At 35.0% G+C, this 23,723-nt stretch carries 20 protein-coding genes; 6 read left to right on the top strand and 14 right to left on the bottom strand.

Annotated features, from left to right (window positions below; all coding sequences use genetic code 11):
- Position 1 precedes the first annotated feature (1 nt).
- The 5 genes from ABEG63_RS07250 to ABEG63_RS07230 all read left to right on the top strand — a co-directional run bounded on the left by ABEG63_RS07250 (position 2) and on the right by ABEG63_RS07230 (position 7,001).
- Positions 2–4,795, top strand: a complete 4,794-nt coding sequence (locus ABEG63_RS07250) for a translocation/assembly module TamB (protein WP_346583960.1) — start codon at positions 2–4, stop codon at positions 4,793–4,795.
- A gap of 134 nt (positions 4,796–4,929) precedes the next feature.
- Positions 4,930–5,400: an AsnC family transcriptional regulator gene (locus tag ABEG63_RS07245; RefSeq protein WP_042723244.1), complete on the top strand. Its 471-nt coding sequence runs from the start codon at positions 4,930–4,932 to the stop codon at positions 5,398–5,400.
- A 68-nt stretch (positions 5,401–5,468) separates the two neighbouring features.
- On the top strand, positions 5,469–5,846 hold the full coding sequence (locus tag ABEG63_RS07240; RefSeq protein WP_312398353.1) for a hypothetical protein: 378 nt from the start codon (positions 5,469–5,471) through the stop codon (positions 5,844–5,846).
- Between the two features lie 210 nt (positions 5,847–6,056).
- On the top strand, positions 6,057–6,581 hold the full coding sequence (locus tag ABEG63_RS07235) for a TetR/AcrR family transcriptional regulator (RefSeq protein WP_346583959.1): 525 nt from the start codon (positions 6,057–6,059) through the stop codon (positions 6,579–6,581).
- 6 nt (positions 6,582–6,587) lie between these two features.
- Positions 6,588–7,001, top strand: coding sequence for a nuclear transport factor 2 family protein (locus tag ABEG63_RS07230; protein ID WP_267404881.1), 414 nt, complete (start codon positions 6,588–6,590; stop codon positions 6,999–7,001).
- 51 nt (positions 7,002–7,052) lie between these two features.
- On the opposite strand, the gene ABEG63_RS07225 is transcribed toward ABEG63_RS07230, so the two are convergent.
- The 14 genes from ABEG63_RS07225 to ABEG63_RS07160 form a co-directional block, all read right to left on the bottom strand.
- Positions 7,053–8,000 carry a transketolase family protein gene (locus ABEG63_RS07225; RefSeq protein WP_346583958.1) on the bottom strand — a complete coding sequence of 316 codons (948 nt, stop codon included), beginning with the start codon at positions 7,998–8,000 and terminating at the stop codon, positions 7,053–7,055.
- Positions 8,001–8,061: 61 nt separating this feature from the next.
- A complete protein-coding gene (locus ABEG63_RS07220) occupies positions 8,062–8,913 on the bottom strand; it encodes a transketolase (RefSeq protein WP_312398343.1) in 852 nt (283 codons plus the stop codon).
- A 535-nt stretch (positions 8,914–9,448) separates the two neighbouring features.
- Complete coding sequence (locus ABEG63_RS07215) at positions 9,449–10,888, bottom strand: sodium:solute symporter (RefSeq protein WP_346583957.1); 1,440 nt, start codon at positions 10,886–10,888, stop codon at positions 9,449–9,451.
- Between the two features lie 249 nt (positions 10,889–11,137).
- Complete coding sequence (locus ABEG63_RS07210) at positions 11,138–11,437, bottom strand: GNAT family N-acetyltransferase (protein WP_267404885.1); 300 nt, start codon at positions 11,435–11,437, stop codon at positions 11,138–11,140.
- A gap of 1 nt (position 11,438) precedes the next feature.
- On the bottom strand, positions 11,439–11,837 hold the full coding sequence (locus ABEG63_RS07205) for an OsmC family protein (RefSeq protein WP_326982478.1): 399 nt from the start codon (positions 11,835–11,837) through the stop codon (positions 11,439–11,441).
- Between the two features lie 48 nt (positions 11,838–11,885).
- Complete coding sequence (locus ABEG63_RS07200) at positions 11,886–12,419, bottom strand: NADPH-dependent FMN reductase (protein WP_346583956.1); 534 nt, start codon at positions 12,417–12,419, stop codon at positions 11,886–11,888.
- Between the two features lie 19 nt (positions 12,420–12,438).
- The gene (locus tag ABEG63_RS07195; RefSeq protein WP_346583955.1) at positions 12,439–13,341 is read right to left on the bottom strand and encodes a pirin family protein; all 903 of its coding nucleotides are present in this window, start codon (positions 13,339–13,341) and stop codon (positions 12,439–12,441) included.
- Between the two features lie 77 nt (positions 13,342–13,418).
- Complete coding sequence (locus tag ABEG63_RS07190) at positions 13,419–13,730, bottom strand: GNAT family N-acetyltransferase (RefSeq protein WP_346583954.1); 312 nt, start codon at positions 13,728–13,730, stop codon at positions 13,419–13,421.
- Between the two features lie 199 nt (positions 13,731–13,929).
- Positions 13,930–14,805, bottom strand: a complete 876-nt coding sequence (locus ABEG63_RS07185; RefSeq protein ID WP_312398337.1) for a pirin family protein — start codon at positions 14,803–14,805, stop codon at positions 13,930–13,932.
- A 330-nt stretch (positions 14,806–15,135) separates the two neighbouring features.
- Positions 15,136–16,542, bottom strand: coding sequence for a DHA2 family efflux MFS transporter permease subunit (locus ABEG63_RS07180; protein WP_346583953.1), 1,407 nt, complete (start codon positions 16,540–16,542; stop codon positions 15,136–15,138).
- A gap of 140 nt (positions 16,543–16,682) precedes the next feature.
- Entirely contained in the window at positions 16,683–17,525 is an 843-nt protein-coding gene (locus tag ABEG63_RS07175; protein WP_267404892.1) for a hypothetical protein, read from the bottom strand.
- Between the two features lie 227 nt (positions 17,526–17,752).
- Positions 17,753–19,429: an asparagine synthase B gene (gene asnB / locus ABEG63_RS07170; protein WP_346583952.1), complete on the bottom strand. Its 1,677-nt coding sequence runs from the start codon at positions 19,427–19,429 to the stop codon at positions 17,753–17,755.
- 320 nt (positions 19,430–19,749) lie between these two features.
- Positions 19,750–21,414, bottom strand: coding sequence for a GLPGLI family protein (locus ABEG63_RS07165; RefSeq protein WP_346583951.1), 1,665 nt, complete (start codon positions 21,412–21,414; stop codon positions 19,750–19,752).
- A gap of 236 nt (positions 21,415–21,650) precedes the next feature.
- Positions 21,651–22,856 (bottom strand): RsmB/NOP family class I SAM-dependent RNA methyltransferase, encoded by a 1,206-nt coding sequence (locus ABEG63_RS07160; RefSeq protein ID WP_267404895.1) that lies wholly within the window; start codon positions 22,854–22,856, stop codon positions 21,651–21,653.
- Between the two features lie 170 nt (positions 22,857–23,026).
- Here ABEG63_RS07160 and ABEG63_RS07155 point away from each other — a divergent pair, with 170 nt between their 5' ends.
- Positions 23,027–23,371, top strand: coding sequence for a zinc ribbon domain-containing protein YjdM (locus tag ABEG63_RS07155; protein ID WP_346583950.1), 345 nt, complete (start codon positions 23,027–23,029; stop codon positions 23,369–23,371).
- Positions 23,372–23,723 lie beyond the last annotated feature (352 nt).

Raw genomic sequence — 23,723 nt, 5'->3', positions numbered from 1 at the left:
AATGGCAAAGTTAGAGAATAATAACGAGAATGAGAACAAAAAATCAGTAGCTGGCAACTTAGGTGATCAGGTACATAAGGCTGTAGAAAATGCTGAAGATGTTGTAAAGGAGACAGTTAAAGAAGCGTCTGAGCTGGCATCAGATGCCATTCGCCATCCCGTGGAAACAGCTGAAGAGTTTGGGAAACAGGCGATAAAAGATGTTACCAGCTATTCTTGGTGGGCAAAATTGTTGCTGATTCTTTTCTGGCTTGGGTTTGGACTTATCACGGCTATTGTTATTATTATCAATCTTCCGATCACGAAACAATGGGCGGCAGATCAGGCTTTGCAATTGGTTAACCGAGATTTTAAGGCACAAATGTCTACCGAAAGTGTTGAAGTTAATTTTTTCGGAAATGTAAAGATCAAAGGTTTAAAAATAAAAGATAATAAAGGGCTCGATTTTATTACAGCTAAAGAATTTATCGCCAATTCCGACTGGTTTTCTTTAGCAACGAACATCGGAAAAAATAATTCTTTAAGCTTTAATTCTTTAACCTTAAAAAACGCCGACGTAAAAGTTATTACCTACAAGGGCGACAGTATTTCAAACTTTATACGTTTTACCCAGTTATTCGACAGCGGGAAAAAAAGAGACCCCAGCAAGCCGCCATTTCAGTTAAATTCAAGATTACAGATCTTAGATTCTAAAGTTTCTATTGTTAATTTAAATTCTCCGGGAGATAAAGGAAAATGGCTTACAGCAACCAACTTTAATCTTAAAGCTCCCAATGTAAAAGTAAACGGAGCCAATATTTCTGCGATCATCAATAATATGTCCTTCGTCACTAAAAGATGGGGAAAATCTCATTTTGTAGATACCTTTTCTACGGAATTATCTCTGACGCCGGATTTTCTTTCGCTTAAAGATTTAACGTTAAATACAGATCATTCGCTGTTGCAGGGTGATATAAAATTTAATCTTCATGATGGTTCCTGGTCTGAGTTTGCAGATCGTGTTCGTTGGGACATGAATCTTGAGCAGGGAAGCCAGTTGAGCGGTTATGATATCAGTTATTTCGTGACCAATTGGGATAATTTTATTCCTTTTAATGTCTCCGGAACAATGACGGGGCCTTTAAATAAATTTAATCTCGAAAATTTCCATATCAGTAATCCTAGTGTAAATGTTGCTACCAAAACAATGAAGGTCAATAATTTACTGAAGGGTAATTTTTTAATTGAAACAAATGATCTTTCTGCAGATTTTACCTATAAAGATCTAAAAGCGATGATGCCGAAGTTTATTTCTACCAAAATGAAAAATTTTGCGGATGATTTTGGTAAATTGAAATATAACGGGGCAGCAAGAGTAACTCCTGAACAGGTGTATGTGGCAAGCGGAAATTTATTAACAGGGATCGGACAGGCAAAAATTACTAAATTTTCTCTTTCGGATTACAGCACGGCAGTGCCGAAATTTTCTGGACTTGCGGAAGTGAAGGATCTGAATACTTCGGTTATTACCAAAAATAAAACGGTGGGTCTTATTTCGGGAAGATTTGATATCAACGGGCAAAGTTTCGATGTGAATACAATGAAACTGACTACCAAGTCTCAGATCACCAGCATTGAAATCATGGATAAAGAAATTAACAATCTTTATCTGGATGGTTTACTCGATCATAAAAAATATAACGGATTGATTACCATTAATGACGAACAGGCAAAAGCAACCATAAAAGGTTTAATTGATTTCAGTACCTCACGTGTAGCTATGAATGTAGATGCAGATGTGAGTTATTTAAACATGAATTATTTTACCAACAAGCCCGGAAATCAAATCGTGAGCGGAAAAGTGGTTGGTAAGATGTCGATGTCTTCTGTAAATGATCTGACGTTAGATGTGGAGGCAAATAGTTTGAATTTTGCAACAGCTACTCAAAAATATAATATTCCGAGTGCCAAGCTAAAAACTTTTGTGGAAGGAGGAAACCGTGTAATTGATGTAGATGCGCCAGGAGCTGCTAACGGAAAAATTTCCGGTCGATATAATCTTGCTGATTTAGCGGGAATGGTAGAAAACGGTTTAGGGAAAATCCTAGTGGGTCCACCGCCGAGAAAGTTATATCGAGGACAAAACTTTACAATGGGCTTTGATGTACAGCAAGGTTTGGTTAATTATTTCCTACCTGATCTAAGAATTCCGCAAGGAGCAAAAGTAGAAGGAGAATATGACGGAAATTCTAATAATCTGATTCTGAATCTTGATGCGGCTTCATTGAAATATATGATGACCAAAACTGAGGAAATCACCGAAGCAGATAAAGCACTGGCTGCTGCCAATCCTGATTATAAACTCAATGACAGAGAGAACATCCGCAAAGACAGTGCGATGGTAGACAGCGTTGTGGTGAGAATCAATACCGCAAATCTAAGCGAGCAGCTGTATGCTAAAGTAAGCAGACTTCAGTACAATAAAAATATTATCAAAGATCTTGTGTTAAGCGGTAAAAATGAAGATAATTCCACTTTGCATTTATCGACTACCTTTAAACACGGAAGCCCTGAAGATGAGATTGAAGATAAATTAAAAGCGTATGCAATAAATGTAGATCAGTCGACCAATGAAATTGGGGATTATGTTTTCAGGTTTGAACCTACCGAAGTGAAGTTCAACAATGTTACCTGGGCTGTTGATACAAGTCCGGCGCTGAATCATTCTATTACCTATCGTAAAAAAACAGCAGATTTTGATATTCAGAACCTTCGAATATATTCTGATAATAGTGCGTTGCTTATAAAAGATGCTCAGTTTAAATCTGCCAAGGATTTTTATGTGGAAGCCGATATCGACAATTTTGCGATAGAGAAACTTCTGGAAATGCAGTCTGGGGGAAATTCAATGAATATTAAAGGTTTAGCTAACGGAAGTGTGAAAATCCGAATGGATAAAAACACGTTGCAACCTTTGGTAGATATGACGATTGACGATATCATGATGAACGGAAACGATATGGGAGACATTACCATTTCTGCAACCAACGGTTTCTCCCTTAATGTTTATGATATTGATGTAAAAGTAAGTTCGGCAGGTGTTTTAGGTAATAATAGCTTAAACTTAACCGGAACTGTAAATAATAATACAGCCACGCCAACTATTGATCTTACCGCAGAAATGCGCGATTTTGATTTGGCGTTTACGCAACAGTTCGTACAGTCCATTTTTGGAAATCTGCGCGGAAAAGCCACCGGAGATCTTAAAATTGCCGGAAAATTCAACGACCTTGATTATAGTGGAGATATTGGTTTAAAAGGTTTTGGATTAAAACTGTTGTTTACCGGAGTTGATTATTCGTTTGATGATACAGTGGTTCCTTTATCAAAAGGATTAGCGATTCTTAACAATATTGAAGTTCACGACGGAAGATCTAATTCTAAAGGAAATATTTCCGGGGCGATTCAGTTTGAAACGCTTTCATCAATGGGTGTCAACCTTGTGATGAGAGCTGATAATTTATTAATGTTGAATACCACTCAAAAAGATTCTGATCTATTCTGGGGAAGGGTTTACGGTCAGGGAGATTTGTATGTGGATGGCCCGGTTTCAGGATTGAATATTTCAACTCCGAATATGAAAGCGTTGAATGGAAGTACATTTACTTTCAATTCAGGATCGACATCGAATGTTGAAGAATTTAAAATGCTGAGGTTCCTGAAAGAAGGAAAAGACGGTTTGGTAACACTTGAGGAAAAGAAGAAAACGGGAGCCAATATGAATATCGACTTTAATCTGGATGTTGATAAAGGAACTACCGTAAATGTTTTGATTGGTGATGATGTCGGGAATATTACCGTAAAAGGTGTTGCGGATGATTTACGTTTTGTAATGAGCCGCCAAGGTAATATCGGAATGGGTGGAACCTATAAAGTAGATAACGGAACATTTGTTTCTAAAGCGATTCTTAACAAAACCTTCCAGATAGATAAAGGAAGTAGTATTCGTTGGGATGGTGATGCCATGAAGCCGGCTCTTGATATTAAAGCCAATTATGTAAGAATGGTTTCCAATGCAGGTCAGTATCTGAACATGGGAAGCCTGCAGCCGATCAGTATTTTATTACAGGCCAATATTACGCAATCATTGGTTGATCCTAAGATTGATCTGAATGTTACCGCGATGGATGTTTCAAGTCAGGTGAAGGAAACGCTGGCTGCTAAAATGAGTCAGGAAGGTGAAAAGGTACTTCAATTCGGTTCTATTTTGTTGCTGAACAGCTTCAACGTTTCCAATACGGGTGGAGTAGACGTAGACGTTGCTGGTGTGGCTGAATCATCAGGGTATAATATGCTTCTAAAACAATTGGGATCTGTATTGAATACAATGAGTAACGAATTCCAGATCGACCTTAATTATGTAAAAGGAGATCAATATTCAAATACAGGTGACAGAGCCAATGCGGGGATTAGTGTGGCGGTTTCTCCCAGAATTAAAGTGAAAACAGGTCTTGGGATTCCTTTAACGAAAACCGACGCTACGGAAACCAATTATCTTTCCGGAGAAGGCTCCATAGAATACGATGTTTCTAAGAAAAATGACGGCGGACTGGTTTTAAGAGGATATTCTAAACCAAGCAATATTGGAATGGGGCTTGCCGGAGCCGGAACAAACGGTTCTGCAAATCAGGCGTATGGCGGGGGTATCGTGTGGACGAAGAGCTTTAATTCTTTATTTAAGAAGAAGAAAGACAAAAAAAAGCCAGAACCGAAAAGTGAAATAAAAACAGATTCTACAAAATCCGAGGGTAAATAATCAGAATATTTTAATGATTTTTATCATCTGTGTTAATTATTGTTAATATTTGATATATCTTTTTTAGTTAAATTATTTTTTATAAATTTGCAAAAAATACTTATATTTTTTAAGAAAATTGTAATTTAACTAATATGAACTATCAACTGGACGAAATAGACAAGAAGATTCTTGATTTCTTAGTAGAAAACACAAGAATGCCTTTTACTGAGATTGCAAAGCAGATGGATGTATCTGCCGGAACAATTCACGTAAGAGTAAAGAAAATGGAAGATGCAGGTATTATTTTGGGATCATCTCTTAATATCGATTATGGTAAGTTAGATTACCATTTTACAGCTTTCATAGGAATCCTTTTAACAAAATCAAACCGTACGCAAGAGGTTTTGAAAGAGCTTACAAGTATTCCTAACGTAATTGAGGCTAGCGTAATTTCCGGAAAATACAATATTTTCTGTAAAGTAAGAGCTAAAAATACGGAAGATGCTAAAAGAATTATCTATCAAATAGATGATATTCAGGATGTAATGAGAACTGAAAGTATGATTTCTATGGAAGAGTACTTAAGCGATAAAAACAGACTGATTAACGCTATTTCTATTTAATTCAAATTTTAAACGAATTATATAAAAGAACTTATGAAATCTCTCATAAGTTCTTTATTTTTGTAGTTATGGAAGAGTACAGTTATTTTGATGAAAATCCTAAGAAAGGATGGGGATTTATAGGCGCTTTCGCAGCGTTGATGCTGTTTACGATCATGGGATTGGGAATAGATGTGGATGAATATCTTCAGCACGATTTTCTAAACATCCCAAGATGGTATTTTTATATTATTTTTTCGGTGGATGCGTTAATGATGATTAGTCTGATCTTAATGTTTTTCTACAGAAAAATAGGCATATTTTCTTTTCCAGCTCTTTTGGTATTGCATTTCTTTATGCACAGCTATTATCTTTCAACTTTCCTTTATACGGATGTTACCAACCTTTTTCTTTTCACAGGATTTGGAATGTTAGCGATTATTCCGAAGTGGAAGTTTTTTAGATAACACTTTTAAAATTAAATAAATTATATTTTCAATATGAGCGGGCTTTAACCCGCTTTTTTTGTTTCTACTTGAGTTTTCTTTTTACCAAAAGTGAATAAAAATTTTTCATTTTTAGATTTAATTATAGATATTTCTTCATAATATTAATAGACAGACTAGTCTGTATATTTCAGTGTTTTTATTTTATCTTTGTATTATTAAAAATAAATTATGTCATCACCAAAAGAAAGAATTATCACAACTACCTTCCACCTGTTTGCTCGTCAAGGCTATAACTCCACAGGAATTAACCAAATTATTGCGGAGGCTAAGGTTGCGAAAGCGAGCTTTTACCAGTATTTTAAGTCTAAAGAAGACCTTTGTGTGGAATTTTTAAACGTAAGACATGAGTATTGGTTTAATGAATTACACCAATTCACTTCAAAGGAAAATGATATAAAGTCTAAAATCATTTCTTCTTTCGATTTTTTAATCTACATGAATGAAAAAGAAAATTTCAGAGGCTGTAGTTTTCTGAATATTTTATCAGAGATCCCGATGGATAATGTGAAGATTTTAAATGTTATTCAAAATCATAAAATAGATCTGAGGAATTATTTTTCAGCATTGGTAAAAGATGAAAATATTTCGGATCATATTTATTTATTATTCGAAAGCAGTATCATCGAAAGTCAGCTTTTCAAATCGAATGAATTAATAGAAAAATCAAAAAAAATAATTATCAATTTAATTTAACTTAAAATGGAACAAAAACATCCACTTCCACCGTTTACCTTAGAAACGGCTTTAGAAAAAGTTCAACTTGCAGAAGATGCATGGAACAGCCAAGATCCCGAAAGAATTGCCAAAGCTTATACCATCGACAGCGAATGGAGGAACAGAGATCAATTCGTTAACGGCAGAGAAGAGATTGTGAAATTTCTCAGTGGCAAATGGGACAGAGAATTGAATTACAAGCTTAAAAAAGAATATTGGGCACACACTGAAAATCGTATTGCTGTGCGTTTTGAATACGAATATGAAACCAAAGAAGGGAACTGGTTTCGAGCGTATGGAAACGAAAACTGGGAGTTTGATGAAAATGGTTTAATGAGAAAAAGATTTGCAAGTATTAATGATTTGGCGATAAAAGAAGAAGACAGAAAGTTTAAGTAACAAAAAAGCATCCAGAAACGGATGCTTTTGATTTATATATTTCAAAAGAAATTATTTGTTTAAAATTCTTTTCACAGCTTCTTTTACCGCTTCAGAATCAATTTTATATTTCTTCATCAATTCAGCAGGAGTAGCAGATTCTCCGAAAGTGTCGTTTACAGCAACGAATTCCTGTCTTGTCGGTCTTTTTCTTGCCAACATTCCCGCGATAGACTCTCCTAAACCACCAATGTAGTTGTGCTCTTCTGCAGAAACAATCTTACCTGTTTTTTCAACTGATTTTAAGATGATTTCTTCGTCCAAAGGTTTAATGGTGTGGATATTGATCACTTCACAAGAAATACCTTCTTTTTCAAGCTCATCTGCAGCCACAAGAGATTCCCAAACAAGGTGACCAGTTGCTACAATTGTTACATCAGTTCCTTCTTGCAAAAGAATTCCTTTTCCGATCTCGAAAGGCATATCTTCCGGAATGAAAACAGGAACTACCGGTCTTCCGAATCTTAAATATACCGGACCTTCATGATCAGCAATAGCTAAAGTTGCCGCTTTTGTCTGGTTATAGTCACAAGTATTGATTACTGTCATTCCAGGAAGCATTTTCATCATTCCGATATCCTCCAAAACCTGGTGAGTTGCCCCATCTTCACCCAAAGTAAGACCTGCGTGAGAAGCACATATTTTTACATTTTTATTAGAATACGCTACCGACTGACGAATCTGGTCGTACACTCTTGAAGTAGAAAAGTTAGCGAAAGTTCCCGTGAAAGGAATTTTTCCTGTGATGCTAAGACCTGCTGCCAAACCAATCATATTTGCTTCTGCAATTCCTGTCTGGAAGAATCTTTCCGGAGCTTTTTCAATGAACTTCTCCATTTTTAAAGAACCGATAAGGTCTGCGCAAAGTGCTACAACATTAGGATTTTTATCTGCCAATTCAGCTAATCCTGCTCCGAATCCTGAACGTGTATCCTTTTTTTCTGTATATGTATATTTCATTATTTTAATTATTAATTAAAGATTAAAAGATTACTTATTACCAATTATTTATTGTTTATAATTAATAATCCGCAGGAGCTTCTAAGTATAATTGTTTGAATGCGGTATCCAGTTGCTCGTCATTCGGAGCTTTTCCGTGCCAAGCGTGAGATCCCATCATGTAATCTACACCGTAACCCATTTCGGTGTGAAGAAGAATAACCACTGGTTTTCCTTTTCCTGTTTCAGTTTTTGCTTTTTCAAGAATAGCAATTACAGCTTCAAGATCGTTTCCGTTTTTCTCTTCTAGAACAGTCCATCCGAAAGCTTCAAATTTTGCATGAAGATTTCCTAGAGAAAGTACATTTTCAGTACTTCCGTCGATTTGCTGTCCATTATAATCGATTGTTGAAATGATGTTATCTACTTTTTTACCGGCAGCATACATGATCGCTTCCCAGTTTTGTCCTTCCTGCAATTCACCATCTCCATGTAAAGAATAAACGATTGAGTTATCTCCGTCTAGTTTTTTACCTTGAGCAGCACCTAGAGCCACAGACATTCCTTGTCCTAAAGAACCTGAAGCTACTCTTACACCAGGAAGACCTTCGTGAGTGGTAGGGTGACCCTGTAATCTTGAATCTAATTTTCTGAAAGTACTTAATTCCTCAACAGGGAAAAAGCCGAATCTTGCTAAAGTAGAATAGAATACGGGAGATATGTGTCCGTTCGAAAGATAGAAATGATCTTCATTCTTACCTTCCATTGTGAAAGGAAGATTGTAGTTCATCACTTTACCATAAAGGGCTGTGAAGAATTCTGTACAACCTAAACTTCCTCCCGGGTGTCCTGAATTTACAGCGTGAACCATTCTCAAAATGTCTCTTCTGATTTGCGTAGTAAGAGATTTTAACTCTTCGATACTTTTACTCATTGTATAGGATTTATATATACACAAATCTACAATTTTTTAGTGGCTTACGGAAATGTAAAAATCCAGATTTTGACTCCGGATTTCAGTATTTTTGATTGTTTTTATGATATGTATTTTGTTTTTTAATCCTAATTAAGAGTGTTTTTTGTCATTCTGACGAAGGAAGAATCTTAACTGTAAAATGAATTTATAGATAATACTTTCCGTATTTGTAATGATAACTAAAATTTAAATTAAAGATTTGAATTAATAATTAAAAATCAGTAATTCAAAATTCAATAGGAACAGACTTTAGTCCGTTTAAAAAGCAGACCTCAAACTTGGCTTTAGCCAAAACCTACAATCTGTTCAAATTTGTTTAAATACTTTTTGACGCAAAGTTTTTAATTTGCTTATTTTTAAAATAAAGGAGTAAAAAATAATCAACAAGTTGATTTGATGAAGCGTTGTTTCAAGCTTCGCGAAGCAAATTATTTGCCTTTACCTTCTAAAAAATAATGCAGGAAGAAATATAATCTTTGCGTTTAAAAATAAATTATTTCTTTCTAATCAACCAAAGGCCAATAAAAGTAAGCAATCCATTAATAATCAATAATTCCAAACCAATTTTAAATTCTCCAAATAAAGTTTCCTGATATTTATCGATAAAATAAGAGATCACTGGCGCAGCGATACAAATGAATGGAACCAGATTGTCTTTCACTTTAAATTTAGTAAAAATTCCAAAGGCAAAAAGTCCTAAAAGCGGTCCGTAAGTAAAGCCCGCCAATTTAAGAATTAAACCAATCATCGAATTATCATTGATGACTTTAAAGATAATCACCATAATTAAGAAAGATAGTGCCACAATCAGGTGAACATTTTTTCTGAATCTTTCTTTCTTTTTATCGTCCCATTCTTTTTTCTCCTTCATTCCGAAAATATCGATGCATAAAGATGAGGTTAAAGCTGTCATTGCGCCGTCCGCACTTGGAAATAAAGCTGAAATTAAAGCAATAATAAAGATGATGGAAATAAATGGAGGCATATGGTTCAATGCAATATCAGGGAATAACTGATCTCCCGCACTTGCTACATTTTCCTGAGCGCCATACAGATGTAAAAGCCCGCCCATATAAAGGAATAATGAAATTACACCTAATAAAATAAAGCCTAAAGTCACCATGTTTTTCTGAGAATCTTTCAGTTTGGTTACTGATAAACTTTTCTGCATCATTTCTTGATCAATTCCGGTCATGGTGATGGTGATAAATGCTCCGGCTAAGATTTGTTTAATGAAAAAGCTTTTCTGGTTAGGATCAAAATCGAAGATTTTTGTATAGCCTTTTTCGTTCATCGCGGTAAAACTTTCACCTAAGCTTAATCCTAAATGATTCAGCATGTAAACAGTACAAATGATTAATCCTAAAAGCATACATGAAGTCTGTAAAGTATCGGTCCAGACAATGGTTTTCACCCCGCCTTCATAAGTATAAAGAATGATCATTGCGAGAATAATCAATGTTGTAACAATAAAAGGAACACCTAAACTATCAAGAATAGCAACCTGTAAAATATTCACCACAAGATATAATCTAGCGGTGGCGCCTACCAATCTCGAAACAATGAAGATCCATGCTCCCGATTTGTAGGAAAGCTGTCCCATTCTTTGCTGAAGATAGCCGTAAATAGAGGTTAATTTTAATCGATAATATAAAGGGAGAAGAACGTAGGCGATGATCACATAACCTATCAAATATCCCACGGTAATCTGTAAATAGGCAAATTTGTCATTTCCAACAGCTCCCGGAACGCTCACAAAAGTAACTCCTGAAAGTGAAGTTCCGATCATTCCAAACGCCACAAGCATCCAATTACTTTTACGGTTTCCGATGAAGAAACTCTCATTATCACTTCCTTTTCCGGTGCGGTAGGCTACCCAAAGCAGCAATGCAAAATACACGATAATGATGGCCAGTAATATAAATGGAGACATATTTTATTCGATTAAAATTTTACAAATATAGTTTTTTTATAGTCTGCTGAAAAAGAAAAAACCTTCCGGAATATAAATCCAAAAGGTTTTTATTTTGTTTAAAATGCTTCGGCAAGCTCAGCATGGCATGTTAAAATTTGCTGTTAAAATTAGACAGTTAGTATCAGGAATGTCATGCTGAGCCTGTCGAAGCATCCATAAGATTTAGATTAAATTTAAAATAATCAATTTCAATCTTAGTCTAAAAAACTAAGCATGAGTCTGATTCACTAAAACATCCTGAAGCTCTTCATGTTTCTGGAAAGTAGCTTTTGCAAAAGGGCAAAGCGGAATAATGGTTTTTCCGTTTTTTCTTGCAAAATCTACCGCAGCTACAAGCATTTCTTTGCCAACACCTTGGCCGTTGTATGCTTCTTCCACTTCAGTATGGTCGATGATAAATCTCTCTTCACCAGCCCAGGTGTAAGTCATTAAACCTGCGCGGTTTCCATCTATGAATGCCTCAAAATTTCCGTGTTTTTCGTCGTTGTTTTGTTTTACTTCAATCATATTATGAGAATTTGGTTAAAATTTCTATTTCGTTTGTTAATATTTTATGAATCGGGCACGCGTCTGCAATCGTGTGAAGCCTTTTTAATTGTTCTTCATCAAGATTTGTGCCTTCAAAGCTGATATCTCTTTTAAAGATCGCTCTTTTAGTTAATGGGAAGTTTTCCAGTTCTACTTCTACGTTAATGTTTTCAACGTCCCATTCTTTCCTGTCAATATACATTCTCAGGGTTGCTGCCGTACAGCTTGCCAAAGAAGTTGCCAGGATTTCAAAAGGGTTAAAACCTTTATTCTGTCCGCCTTTATCTACAGGTTCGTCGGTGATCAAAGTATTTTCACCAGCGACAACCTGTGTATAATATTTTTCTTTTCCTAAACTTGCTTTTACCGTTACCGCCATTGTTTTTTCTATTGGGTTCTAATTTAAATATAAAAATCAATTAAATTTTTAGTTTTTAATCTGATTTTTAAAATTTTCAATTTTGCCTTTGAGCTCTTTCAGCATTTCAGGGTTGATAACGCCACTTTCTAGATCAAAATTTTCATAAAACTTCGGCAATGAAAAAGTATCTTTAATATCAGCTGCAAATTGCGGAAAAAATGTTTTTGCCGTATTCATCACATTTCCGCCGCCATAACCTCCTGGAGAAGTCGACATCAGAAACATGGGTTTATCCTGAAAAACTTTGACGTTGATTCTCGAAGCCCAATCAAAAACGTTTTTAAAAGCCGAACTGTACGATCGGTTGTGTTCGGCAAGCGAACAGATAATGACGTCAGATTCTTCAATGGCTTTTAAAAAGTTATGCGCTTCTTCGGGGAAACCTTTTTTCTCGCGGTCAACGGAGAAAACGGGCATATCAAAATCATTTAAATCGATTAAATGAATATCTTCATTCTGAAAATCTTTCAAAACAAATTTTACCAGTTCTCTATTGATCGATGTGGAAGATGTACTTCCTGCAAATGCTAATATTTTCATCGTTTATATTTAAAATTCTTTATGGTTTTCTGTTTAAAATCGCTTTCGGAAGCGGAACATATTCTTCCTCGTCTCCCGGAACTAAAGGAAAAGCGTCGTGATTCTGGTCGTTCCAGTTTACTTTTGCTTCTTCAATTAATTCTTTGTCTGAATTTACGAAATTCCAGAAAATAAAACGTTCTTCTTCAAAAGGTTCACCGCCAAAAAGATACACCGTTCCATTTTCACTCATATCAAATTCGCAGAGTTTGGTGTCTTTGGCAATCATCAATTGTTTTGAACCATAAGAATTTCCGTCTGTTGTAACGGTTCCGTCCAAAACATACATTGCCGCTTCCCCATAAAGATCTTTTCCGATGCTGATTTTTTTTGCGTCTGTAGTTTTAATTTCAATAAAAAATAATTTGCTGTGAACCGGAACCGGAGATTTTTTGCCGAACGCTTCTCCTGCAATTAATTTATATTGAATTCCGTCTTCTTCCCAAACCGGAATTTCGTCTGCTTCAATATGATGAAAAGTAGGCTCAGACTGTTCCAAATGCTTCGGAAGCCCCACCCAAATTTGAAAACCGTGAAGTCTTTTATCTGAATGTCTCAAATATTCCGGTGTTCTTTCTGAGTGAACGACACCTTTTCCGGCAGTCATCCAGTTTACGGCTCCTGGTTTGATCTCCAAAGCACTTCCGATGCTATCTCTGTGGAAAATTGATCCTTCCAGAAGATAAGTTAATGTTGAAAGACCGATGTGCGGATGCGGCGGAACATCAAGATTTTGATAATCTTTAAGCTCTGAAGGTCCCATATGATCGATAAAAACGAATGGTCCAACCGCTCTTTTTTCACGGAAAGGCAATAGTCTGCCGACTAAAAAGTTTCCTATATCTGCTGATTTTTCTTCTATAATAAGTCCGATATTTGACATGATATTAAGGTGGTTTTTAAATTTTATATAAGCTAATGTAATTAATTTTTGTTCTGTTTACGGTACTTTAAGGAAAATTAAAGTTGATCGTAACCGTGAAAGCGCTCATCGACAATACGTTTCCATTCAGGATTTTTTTTAATGAATGCGGCAACGTAAGGGCAGAAAGGGAGTGCTTTTTTATGATGGTCTTCAATATATTGTAATGTTTTTTCGACAACAGCTTCTGCGGCGCCAGTTCCCGAGATCAACAGATCTGCTTCGGTATGGTTTAAGGCAATCTGGCTTCCCATTTCGCGATAATCAATAAAAGCAGAATGACCGTTGAATTCTATTTCGAATCGCTTTCCTGTGTTGATTAATGCTATATTTTCAAATTCTGATTTCATGATTTTTTTGGATTGTTTTAAATTTCCGTTTAGTTTGTCATTCCGTAGGAATCTCAGCTATTATATTTAAAATTTAAACTCGAATAAATAAGTTTAGATTCCTACGGAATGACAAAGGGCGTGTTGAATTTTGATATATTAAAACACAATCACATAAAATTAAGAAAAAGAAGAACTCAAAATATAAGTTTGAATGAAATTAATCTGCCAAATAACCAAAACGTCCCAAATTATAATCCTCAAATGCCTGCATGATTTCTTCTCGGGTATTCATTACAAAAGGACCGTGAGGATAAATTGGCTCGTTCAATGGCATGCCGCTGATAATTAAAACAATGGCATCTTCTGAAGCTTCAATGGTAAATGTTTCGCCTTCATTTCGGAATAAAACAAAATGATCGGTTGCTGTTTTTTGTTCCCCGTTCACGATAATATTTCCTTCGATAACCAAGGCTCCCGTATTGAAATTTTCCGGAAAACTGAATTCTGCCTTTCCGCCTTTTTTCAGTTTGGCATTCATCATATTCACAGGACTGAAAGTGAAAGCGGGACCTTTTTGATCTTTATATGTTCCGGCAATAATTTCGATAAAACCGTTTTCGCCAAGATCAACTTTCGTCATCTCAGAATTTTTGATGGACTGATATTTTGGGCAGCTCATTTTATACACCGACGGAAGATTGACCCAAAGCTGAACCATCTGGAAAAATCCGCCTTTCTGTGCCCATTCTTTTTCGTGATATTCTTTGTGAAGAACGCCTTTTGCAGCGGTCATCCATTGTACATCGCCTTCACCGATGATTCCGCCGCCGCCAGCGCTGTCATGATGCTGAACTTTACCTTTATAAGCTATGGTTACGGTTTCAAAGCCTCTGTGAGGATGCACTCCGACACCTCGCGGCTGATCTGTTCCGTTGAAATGAAATTTTGAATTGTAATCCAGAACAAGAAATGGATCCATTCTTTTCATGTCCATTCCCTGTACCCCTGGAATAAAATTATGAACCCTAAAACCATCACCCACAAAATGAGCAGGTCTGGGAGATACTATTTTTTCTACTTTTTTAGTTGCCATAATATTGTTGATATTAATAAAACAAAGGTACGACAGCTGAAAATCAGATGCATTGATCTGTGGTAATTACGTGGTGGCTGATTGTTGTTTGATTGTATCTAGTTTCTGGTTGATTGTTGCGGGTTGTTAGTGCAGGTTTTGCTTATGTCATTCAGAACTGAGTGGAAGCAGAGTGAAGAATCTATTTTCGGATGTTATTTTGCATAAAATTTGTCATGCTGAAAGCATCTATGCCCGAATCTTTCCATTCTATTTTCTAATACTATGCCGAGATGCTTTCAGCATGACAAACTATTTATTTTATAAATGAATGCCATTCACACTTTTAAATTACTCTTCTTTCGATTGCATATTTTTTCCATCCGAAATGTGTAGTCTTCTGAAAACTAACCCTGAAACAATCGTAAGAATACCGATGCTTAAAAACGTCCATCGAAAAGCATTGTGAATTTCATGATTGATAAGTTCCGGAGTGTTTTCGAATATTTTTAAAACAATTAATCCGAAAGCAATACCAAAACCAATCGCCAACTGTTGATTGACTGATAACAATGAATTTCCGCTGCTGGTCTGGAAGTTTCTTAAATCTGCAATAGAAATAGTATTCATTGAGGTAAACTGAATTGAGTTGAAAAATCCTAAGATCGCAATAATCGGGATAAACCAATATAAAGAAGTGTGAATATCGGGAATGGCTAACAGGCAAATTAAGGTTCCGATGATGAAAGTATTGACCATTAAAGTCTGTCGATAACCAAACTTGTCTAAAATTTTAATAACATAAGACTTTCCGAAAATTGCGGTAATGGCCATCGGCGCGATAATCCATCCTGAAGTTACCGCTGACTGCTTGTATGCGATCTGAATCATTAAAGGCAATAGTAAAGGGACGGAGCTTATGCCCAGTCTTGTTGCCAAATTTCCAATTATTCCTACTCTGAATGTTCTTACCTGAAATAAGTTTAATGGGAAAATAGGGCTACTGTCTCTTTTTGCATGTTTGTAATAATAATAAAGAAAAAGAAATCCTAAAATAAATACGAATAAAACAGGAGTTGTATTTTGAAGATCTCCGAAAAGTTCCAAAGAAATGGAAAGCAAGAGAGAGGCAGCTGCGAAAATAAGGAAACCTTTTAAATCAAAATCAACATCTTTGGATTTGTAATTCGGCATAAATTTTATAGCTAAAACAATTCCTAATAATCCAATCGGAATATTGATCAGAAAGATCCAGTGCCACGAAAGATAATCTACCATATAGCCACCAACCAGCGGACCTAATATGGGACCAATTAAGGCTGGAACAACAGCAAAATTCATGGCTTTTAACAATTCATTTTTATCGAAAGTTTTAATTAAGGCTAATTTTCCGACAGGTGTCATTAAACTTCCTCCAACTCCTTGAAGTACACGTGAAATTACAAGATGTGTGAGATTTTGAGACGTCGCACAGAATAATGAGCCTAGACTGAATAAAATTAAAGAAATGATAAAGATTTTTTTTGTTCCGAAACGATCTGCTAAAAACCCACTCGCAGGCATAAAAACAGCCAATGTTAAAACATAACTGATAATGGCGTTCTGCATATTCAGTGGCGATTCATTCAGGTCTTTCGCGATGGAAGGTAATGAAGTATTAAGAATGGTTGAGTCTAGCATCTGCATAAAAATCGCAGTTGCAAGGATCAGTGGTAGTACTTTTTTAATGTTTGTTTGTGTAGCGTTGAGTTCTGACATTTTTTATCGGCTGGAAATTCTGAAGTTCCAGGCTTTATTTTGGGTTTAAAGAAGACTGTCAAAAAACAGTCCATTCCTTTAGATGAAGAAATCTATATAAAATTAAAAAGTCCTGTGAAATTTCACAAGACTTTTCTGTTTTATCTTCTAGGTTTTTCTACTCCTTTCCATTCATCACCCGCTTTTCTGTATTGGCTTAACGTGAAAGTTTTAAAATCTTTGGTTTTGTATTCTATATTATCCGTATTCTGCTCAAAAGGCATAATGTAATAATAATCTACGTCGGTTTTATCAGTTTTCGTTCCTTTTTTAACCGAAGGAACGTATTTTGAGAATTTATAGCTCGGAAGATATTGCTTTAATCTTACATAAAAATCTTTATCTTCTTTCTCACTTGGGATGATGTCTACAATGTGAAAATCATCTTTTTTCTTTTCAATCCACAGGTAATACGTTTTGTCTTCTCCTGTATTTCTGTTGTTAGAATTGAATGCGAATAATTCTTTTGGTACCAATTCTTTAATCTTTTCAGGATCAACCTTTGTATAATATTGACCTTTAGACGGATCTACATAAGTTTCAAGATTATACATCAAAACAGAATTGTTCTCGAAGTTTTTATTTTTGAAATATTGATTCAATGATAATTCTGCTGTAGCTCTCAATTCTTTTCCTCTATCATCCAATTTTTTAGTAGGATTCTGAGGATTCACCTTTTTTACAAATTCATATAAAACTACCGGTTTTACATCTTTAAGGTGAGGGAAGGTTTTCAGTTGCTCAGCTTTTGCCAACCAGTAATATTGTTGGTAGTAATCATCTTTATCAGCATCCTTCACTGTTTTATAAGCCATTGCCAGCTTTTTTGAGTTGAGATACTTGCCATATTTTCCCTGTCCAAAAGCAAAAGTCATAGATAATAAGGCAAATAAGATAGTAATGTTTCTTCTCATTTCTTTATAATTGATATTTTCGTTTTCCAAATATAATTATTTATTAGATAATAATTTTGATTCTTGGTTAAATTATATCAATATTATTGTTGTTAATTCAAAAGAAAATCCTGTATTGCTACAGGATTGATAAATTTATTTTTAAGGGATTAGATTTTAGTGCTTAGGATTTAGTTTTTTAAACTGATATTTTTAGATTTTTTCAGACATAATATCTTTCAACATAAAAAGTTATCTGTAAAACACTAAAACACATATCACTGTTTTTCATACGACGTTTCGTGTACTTTCACAGCTCTTCCGCTTGGGTCGTTCATTTTTTTGAAGGCTTCATCCCATTCTAAAGCGATAGGTGTAGAACAAGCTACCGAAGGCACAGAAGGTACCGTTGCCGCCGCCGTTTCACTTGGGAAATGCTCTTCAAAAATAGTTCTGTAACGATACTCTTCTTTGTTTTGAGGCGTATTCAACGGAAATCTGAATTTCGCATTTGCCATCATTTCGTCGGTCACTTCTTTTTCAGCAAGTTCTTTCAAAGTATCGATCCAAGAATATCCTACGCCATCTGAGAACTGTTCTTTTTGTCTCCAGGCAATAGATTCTGGTAAAAGATCTTCAAATGCCTTTCTTAAAACCCACTTCTCAATTTTACCTTCTGCAACGTTAATCATTTTATCTTTAGGGTTAATCGTCATCGCAATATCCATGAATTCTTTATCTAAGAAAGGGACACGTCCTTCAATTCCCCAGCTCATCAACGCTTTGTTGGCTCTTAAACAATCGTAAAGGTGAAGTTTTCCAAGTTTTCTCACTGTTTCATCATGGAATTCTTTCGCATTCGGTGCTTTATGGAAATATAAATAACCGCCAAATAATTCATCAGAACCTTCTCCGGAAAGTACCATTTTGATACCCATAGATTTAATGACTCTTGCTAAAAGGTACATCGGGGTAGAAGCACGAATGGTCGTAACATCGTAAGTTTCCAAATGATAAATCACATCACGAATCGCATCCAAACCTTCCTGAACGGTAAAGTTAACTTCATGATGAACAGAACCGATATGCTCTGCCGCTTTCTGAGCCGCTGCCAAATCCGGAGAACCTACCAAACCTACTGCAAAACTGTGCAATCTAGGATACCAAGCTTCCTGAGTATCGCCGCTTTCAATTCTTTGTCTTGCAAATTTTGCGGTAATCGCAGAAATCACAGAAGAATCTAACCCGCCGGAAAGTAAAACTCCGTAAGGAACATCGCTCATCAACTGTCTGTGAACGGCATCTTCAAGCCCTTTTCTGATTTTAGCGATATCGGTTTCATTATCTTTTACGTGGTCAAAGTTTTCCCAATCTCTTGTGTACCATTGTTGCAGATCGTTTCCGTCTTCACTGTAAACAAAATGCCCTGGTAAAAAAGTTTCAATCGTTTTACAAACTCCTTCTAAAGCTTTCAACTCTGAAGCCACATAATAGTTTCCGTTTTTGTCCCAACCGTGATAGAGCGGGCAAATTCCCATATGATCGCGGGCAATCAGATATACATTATTTTCAGTATCATATAAAGAGAATGCAAAAATCCCGTTTAGTTTTTCAATGAAATTTTTACCATATTTTCTGTAAAGCGCAAGGATAACTTCACAATCAGATTCTGTCTGAAATTCATAATCAGGAAATTCGGCTTTTAATTCTCTGTGATTATAAATTTCACCATTTACGGCTAAAACTACTTTTTGATCTTTTGTAAATAAAGGCTGTTTTCCCGAAGTTGGGTCTACAATTGCTAATCTTTCATGAGAAAAAATTACCTTTTCATCCTGGAAAACTCCGCTCCAGTCCGGACCTCTGTGACGAATTTTCTTCGACATTTCCAATACCTGAGGTCTTAGTATTTCAGTTTTTTGTTTGGCATCAAACAAACATACAATTCCGCACATTTTATTATTATTTAAAAGCAAATGTATTGATGTGGTTTAAAAATAGCAACAAAAAATCGTTAAATGTGAAAATTTTTAACTTAAAAATTTATTTTAAAGAATATTTTTAATTAAATCGAATTAAATTCACGCCATAAGTTGATTTTTTTCTTTGTGCAATCGAAAACACTGTTCACATACGAAATAAAAATGAGATATTTCTTAATATATGATAATTAATTATATGAATTTTTGTCTTTACTTTGTGGCTCGAAATAATTTTTTTTCATCATTTGTGTTTTTACCTTCTTACAATTCAATTTGTGAGAAGGTTTTGTTTTTTATTCAGATCCCAATAATACTCCGGAAACATTCCAAGCACTAAAGCTCGTTCCCTCTGTTGGCCCTTGTGGAATCTTTACTTGAATCGTATGTTTTCCGGCTTTCAGATCTCCCAAAGGAATAAAGTTAGGATTTGTAACCGTTCCCGGGCACCAGTTTGATCTGCTTAAATCTGATGATGAAAGTCCGTCTGAGAAATTTCCTGAAGCTGGATTAAATAATCGATAAGAACCACAATCTGTTCTCCAAGGCACGAAAGAAAAGGTAGACTTGCCATCTAAGAAAATAGAATTGGCTTTCGGAACAAATTCATCACCATTTTCCCAGCCGCCGTGACCAGTAGTTGTGTATCTCAACTGAGCGTTTTTCAAATCTTTTTTCAACGTAAATTCTACAAATAAACCTTTATCATTATTAAACATGGTAGAATAATCCTGCCCCGCCATTTCCATAATATTCAAAGAATTGAACAATGGAATTACGGTATTATTTTTATTAACGGTTTGGTCACTTTTGTGAATGGTAATTTCCAAGCTTACTTTGTGACCTCCTTTATCATAATTTCCTATAAATGTTCCGATCCATAATTCTTTTTCAGATAAAGACGGTTTCAGTTCGGTAATATCTTCTCTGTACGGATTTATCGTTTGCCAATTTTTATCTTTTAATTGAATATGGTTAAATTTATTAATTCCGAATGGTGTAAAAAATCTCATCATTTCTACAGCCGGATTGTAGTTTTCGGTAGCTGTAATTCCATAATATTGTTTTCCGTTTCCGTTATCAAAAACAGGAAGCGTTTTTGCACCTTTTTCCAATCCATCGAAGAAAGATTGAGATTTATCCTGTGGAATAAAGAAAACTGTTCCGGTTCTGTCGTACGCGTCACCATTAGATTGTTGCTTTAATTCCGCAAAAATAAGTTCGCCTTCAGAGATTTTCGGAAACTTTATTTTTTTTAGTATAATTGTTCCATTGGCAAATCTTTTTATGTTTTGATCAGATTTAGAATCTTCAGAAAAATTGATGGTTTCATTATCAAAAACTTTCAAGATGGTGAATCTGCTTTTCCATAAAAGATCTTTATAAGTTAACGCGTCGGTTGAATTTATCGAACCTTTTACAATATTATCGATGTCTGTTTTCTTAACTTTTTTGATGGAATTTGCTGTAATTACAGAATTTTTATTTCTTTCGATTTCCAAAACTAAACCTAAATTTTGTCCTGTAACAGAAGGTCCTCCATTTATTTTTAAATCATTGGTGTACCAAACTTCAATAGTGTTAGAATTGATTTTTGTAACCGCTTTCTTACAATTATAACCAAGAATTTTTTTCGTTTCATTGGTAAGCTCAAATGTTTGTTTTCCTACAGCTTCTGTGTCTGCATTGGAAATTATTTCATTCGATTTTAGAAAAGCATAAGAAACGATGGTGTTAGAAGGTTTTTCCACTTTCGTTATTTCAAATGGATAATCTGATTTTTGTTCTCTGATTTTGTTATTTAAAATAAAATTTTCCTTTTCATTCACCCAAACAAGAGTTGGAGATTGATCGGTCAAAACTTTTCCATTGTAAGAACTGATGTACTGAATTTCATAGGTCTGAGCAAATGACAGACAAGAAAATAAAATAAAAAAAGTGAGTAAAACTCTTTTGTTCATAATGATATTGGTTTTTCACAAAGATAAATTTTAATTCAGAGAATTTGGGCTTTGCGAATTTCAATGGTACTTTTTTAATAATCAGTATAAATATTTGTGTGGAAGTTGCCTTTATGAATTGAAAATATTTTATCAAAATTAATTTTCCAGATTTTTAGAATTAAAATCTTAGGCTTAAAATAAAAAAAACTACTCCAAAAAATAGAGTAGTTTTATATCAATATGTTTTTTCTGAATTAAGAAACTCTTTCGATCAAAGCCATATAAAAACCATCGTAACCTGTACTTGGCATTACTTTCTCATCTTTAATCATTCTAAAATTCGGATTATTTTTGATGAATTCATCAACCTGCAAATTATTTTCGGAAGGTAAAATAGAACATGTGGCATACACCATTTGTCCGCCTTTTTTCACCATTTTAGAATAATCCTGCAGAATTTGTTGTTGCTCAATTTTAATTCTGTCAATAAAAGCCTGATCGATTTTCCACTTACTGTCCGGATTTCTTTTCAAAACTCCAAGACCTGAACATGGCGCATCAATCAATAGTCTGTCAGCTTTTTCATGAAGTCTTTTGATGACTTTATTGTCAGAAATCATTCGTGTTTCAATATTATGAGCACCAGCTCTTTTTGCACGACGTTTTAATTCAGCTAATTTCCATTCAAAAATATCTAAAGCAATAATTTGCCCTTTATTTTGCATCAAAGCAGCTAAGTGAAGTGTCTTTCCACCTGCGCCAGCGCAAGCATCAACCACTCTTTGTCCTTCTTTTACATCAAGGAAATAACCAATTTTTTGAGAAGAGGCATCCTGAACTTCAAATAATCCTTCTTTAAACGCTGTTGTAAGAAAAACATTCTTTTTCTCTTCTAACTGAACCGCATCCGGATAATTTTTGATAGGATATGAAACAATATTTTCATCGGCAAGATCAGAAATCAGCTCTTTTGGAGTTGTTCTTAGAGAATTTGCTCTTAAGACTGTTGGAGCCTGCTCGTTCAAAGCAAACATTTCTTTCTCCCATTTGTCACCTAATTCTTTTTCCAAAGTTTCAGCCAACCATTCTGGAATTGAATGTTCGATAGCTTTTGTAGGAACAGTTCCTTTTTTAAGCTTAGTAAGAATATCAGCGATTTTTATTCCGTCAAATTCCTCGAATTTTTTATAATTTGTTTTGCTCCAAAGAAGATAAGCGATGATTAATTTATAGATGTTGTTTGGTTTTACCCCTTCACCCATGTAATATTCAAGACGTTTTTTCCAACGGATGATGTTGTAGAAAATCTCAGAAACTACCGCTCTGTCTTGGCTTCCCCATTTTTTGTGTGCTTTCAAAAGTCTTTCGATTACTTTATCGGCATATTTATTTTTTTCGAAAAATGTTTCCTGTAAAGCATCGTGAATTCCGATTGCCAGGTTTCTGTGTATCAATTCCATAAAATTGGGTTCTGCTATTTTGAATCTGCAAAAATACAAATTTAAGTTGATAATTTGAGGTTCAAAGTTTTTAGTTCTGTGTTTAAGGTTAATAGGATATAACTTCCGTCTTCCATTATCAGGCTTCCATTCCAACATTTAAAATCTTACCTTTGCAAAAATTAAAAAATATGAGTGATACTGTACTTTGTCCGAAATGTAGTTCTGAATTTACCTATCCAAGCGATAATATGATGGTTTGTTCGCAATGTTTTTACGAATGGAATCCCGAAGAAGTATCTGCTGATACATCTAATTCAGGTGTGATTTTAGATTCAAATGGAAATGAACTGAAGGATGGAGATTCTGTAGTTGTTGTAAAAGATTTACCGGTAAAAGGTGCTCCAAAACCTGTAAAAGCAGGGACAAAAGTGAAAAATATTCGTTTAAGACCCGACAGCGATCATAATATTGACTGCAAAATTGATGGTTTCGGGGCAATGGCTTTGAAATCAGAATTTGTGAAAAAAGCATAAAAAAAAGGAAAGAATTGGGCAGTGTAATCTTTCAAAAGAGTCGATTGTCCTGTCTAGAATAAGACTAATTTTCATCTTTAGAGGCAGAAAGAGAATTAACCAAAAATTTCCTTATGCTGTGGAAATACAAATGTAAGAAAAGTTTAAACTCAATTCTTATGTTTGTATTTTTTTTTATTAAAAATTTAACAGTGTAAGTGTAATGAAATGTGATGGTTAAGTTGGTTTAGGAGCTTTTTCCTGCTCTTCGCACTCGCTATTTTTGTAGTTTCGGCGAAGCGGCGGAGCTATTTTTCCGCCTACAATCAGAAGAAAAACCTGTTCTGAAAGCTCGTAAAGCTAGAATAGATAT

The sequence above is a fragment of the Chryseobacterium sp. C39-AII1 genome, from assembly GCF_039672645.1.
Taxonomy (GTDB): domain Bacteria; phylum Bacteroidota; class Bacteroidia; order Flavobacteriales; family Weeksellaceae; genus Chryseobacterium.
This window is presented reverse-complemented; position numbering and strand designations above follow the sequence as displayed.

Bases quoted from the DNA above. Each gene is read 5' to 3' on its own strand.
- ABEG63_RS07250 (WP_346583960.1), top strand. From the start codon at position 2: ATGGCAAAGTTAGAGAATAATAACGAGAATGAGAACAAAAAATCAGTA.
- ABEG63_RS07245 (WP_042723244.1), top strand. From the start codon at position 4,930: ATGAACTATCAACTGGACGAAATAGACAAGAAGATTCTTGATTTCTTA.
- ABEG63_RS07240 (WP_312398353.1), top strand. From the start codon at position 5,469: ATGGAAGAGTACAGTTATTTTGATGAAAATCCTAAGAAAGGATGGGGA.
- ABEG63_RS07235 (WP_346583959.1), top strand. From the start codon at position 6,057: ATGTCATCACCAAAAGAAAGAATTATCACAACTACCTTCCACCTGTTT.
- ABEG63_RS07230 (WP_267404881.1), top strand. From the start codon at position 6,588: ATGGAACAAAAACATCCACTTCCACCGTTTACCTTAGAAACGGCTTTA.
- ABEG63_RS07225 (WP_346583958.1), bottom strand. From the start codon at position 8,000: ATGAAATATACATATACAGAAAAAAAGGATACACGTTCAGGATTCGGA.
- ABEG63_RS07220 (WP_312398343.1), bottom strand. From the start codon at position 8,913: ATGAGTAAAAGTATCGAAGAGTTAAAATCTCTTACTACGCAAATCAGA.
- ABEG63_RS07215 (WP_346583957.1), bottom strand. From the start codon at position 10,888: ATGTCTCCATTTATATTACTGGCCATCATTATCGTGTATTTTGCATTG.
- ABEG63_RS07210 (WP_267404885.1), bottom strand. From the start codon at position 11,437: ATGATTGAAGTAAAACAAAACAACGACGAAAAACACGGAAATTTTGAG.
- ABEG63_RS07205 (WP_326982478.1), bottom strand. From the start codon at position 11,837: ATGGCGGTAACGGTAAAAGCAAGTTTAGGAAAAGAAAAATATTATACA.
- ABEG63_RS07200 (WP_346583956.1), bottom strand. From the start codon at position 12,419: ATGAAAATATTAGCATTTGCAGGAAGTACATCTTCCACATCGATCAAT.
- ABEG63_RS07195 (WP_346583955.1), bottom strand. From the start codon at position 13,341: ATGTCAAATATCGGACTTATTATAGAAGAAAAATCAGCAGATATAGGA.
- ABEG63_RS07190 (WP_346583954.1), bottom strand. From the start codon at position 13,730: ATGAAATCAGAATTTGAAAATATAGCATTAATCAACACAGGAAAGCGA.
- ABEG63_RS07185 (WP_312398337.1), bottom strand. From the start codon at position 14,805: ATGGCAACTAAAAAAGTAGAAAAAATAGTATCTCCCAGACCTGCTCAT.
- ABEG63_RS07180 (WP_346583953.1), bottom strand. From the start codon at position 16,542: ATGTCAGAACTCAACGCTACACAAACAAACATTAAAAAAGTACTACCA.
- asnB (WP_346583952.1), bottom strand. From the start codon at position 19,429: ATGTGCGGAATTGTATGTTTGTTTGATGCCAAACAAAAAACTGAAATA.
- ABEG63_RS07165 (WP_346583951.1), bottom strand. From the start codon at position 21,414: ATGAACAAAAGAGTTTTACTCACTTTTTTTATTTTATTTTCTTGTCTG.
- ABEG63_RS07160 (WP_267404895.1), bottom strand. From the start codon at position 22,856: ATGGAATTGATACACAGAAACCTGGCAATCGGAATTCACGATGCTTTA.
- ABEG63_RS07155 (WP_346583950.1), top strand. From the start codon at position 23,027: ATGAGTGATACTGTACTTTGTCCGAAATGTAGTTCTGAATTTACCTAT.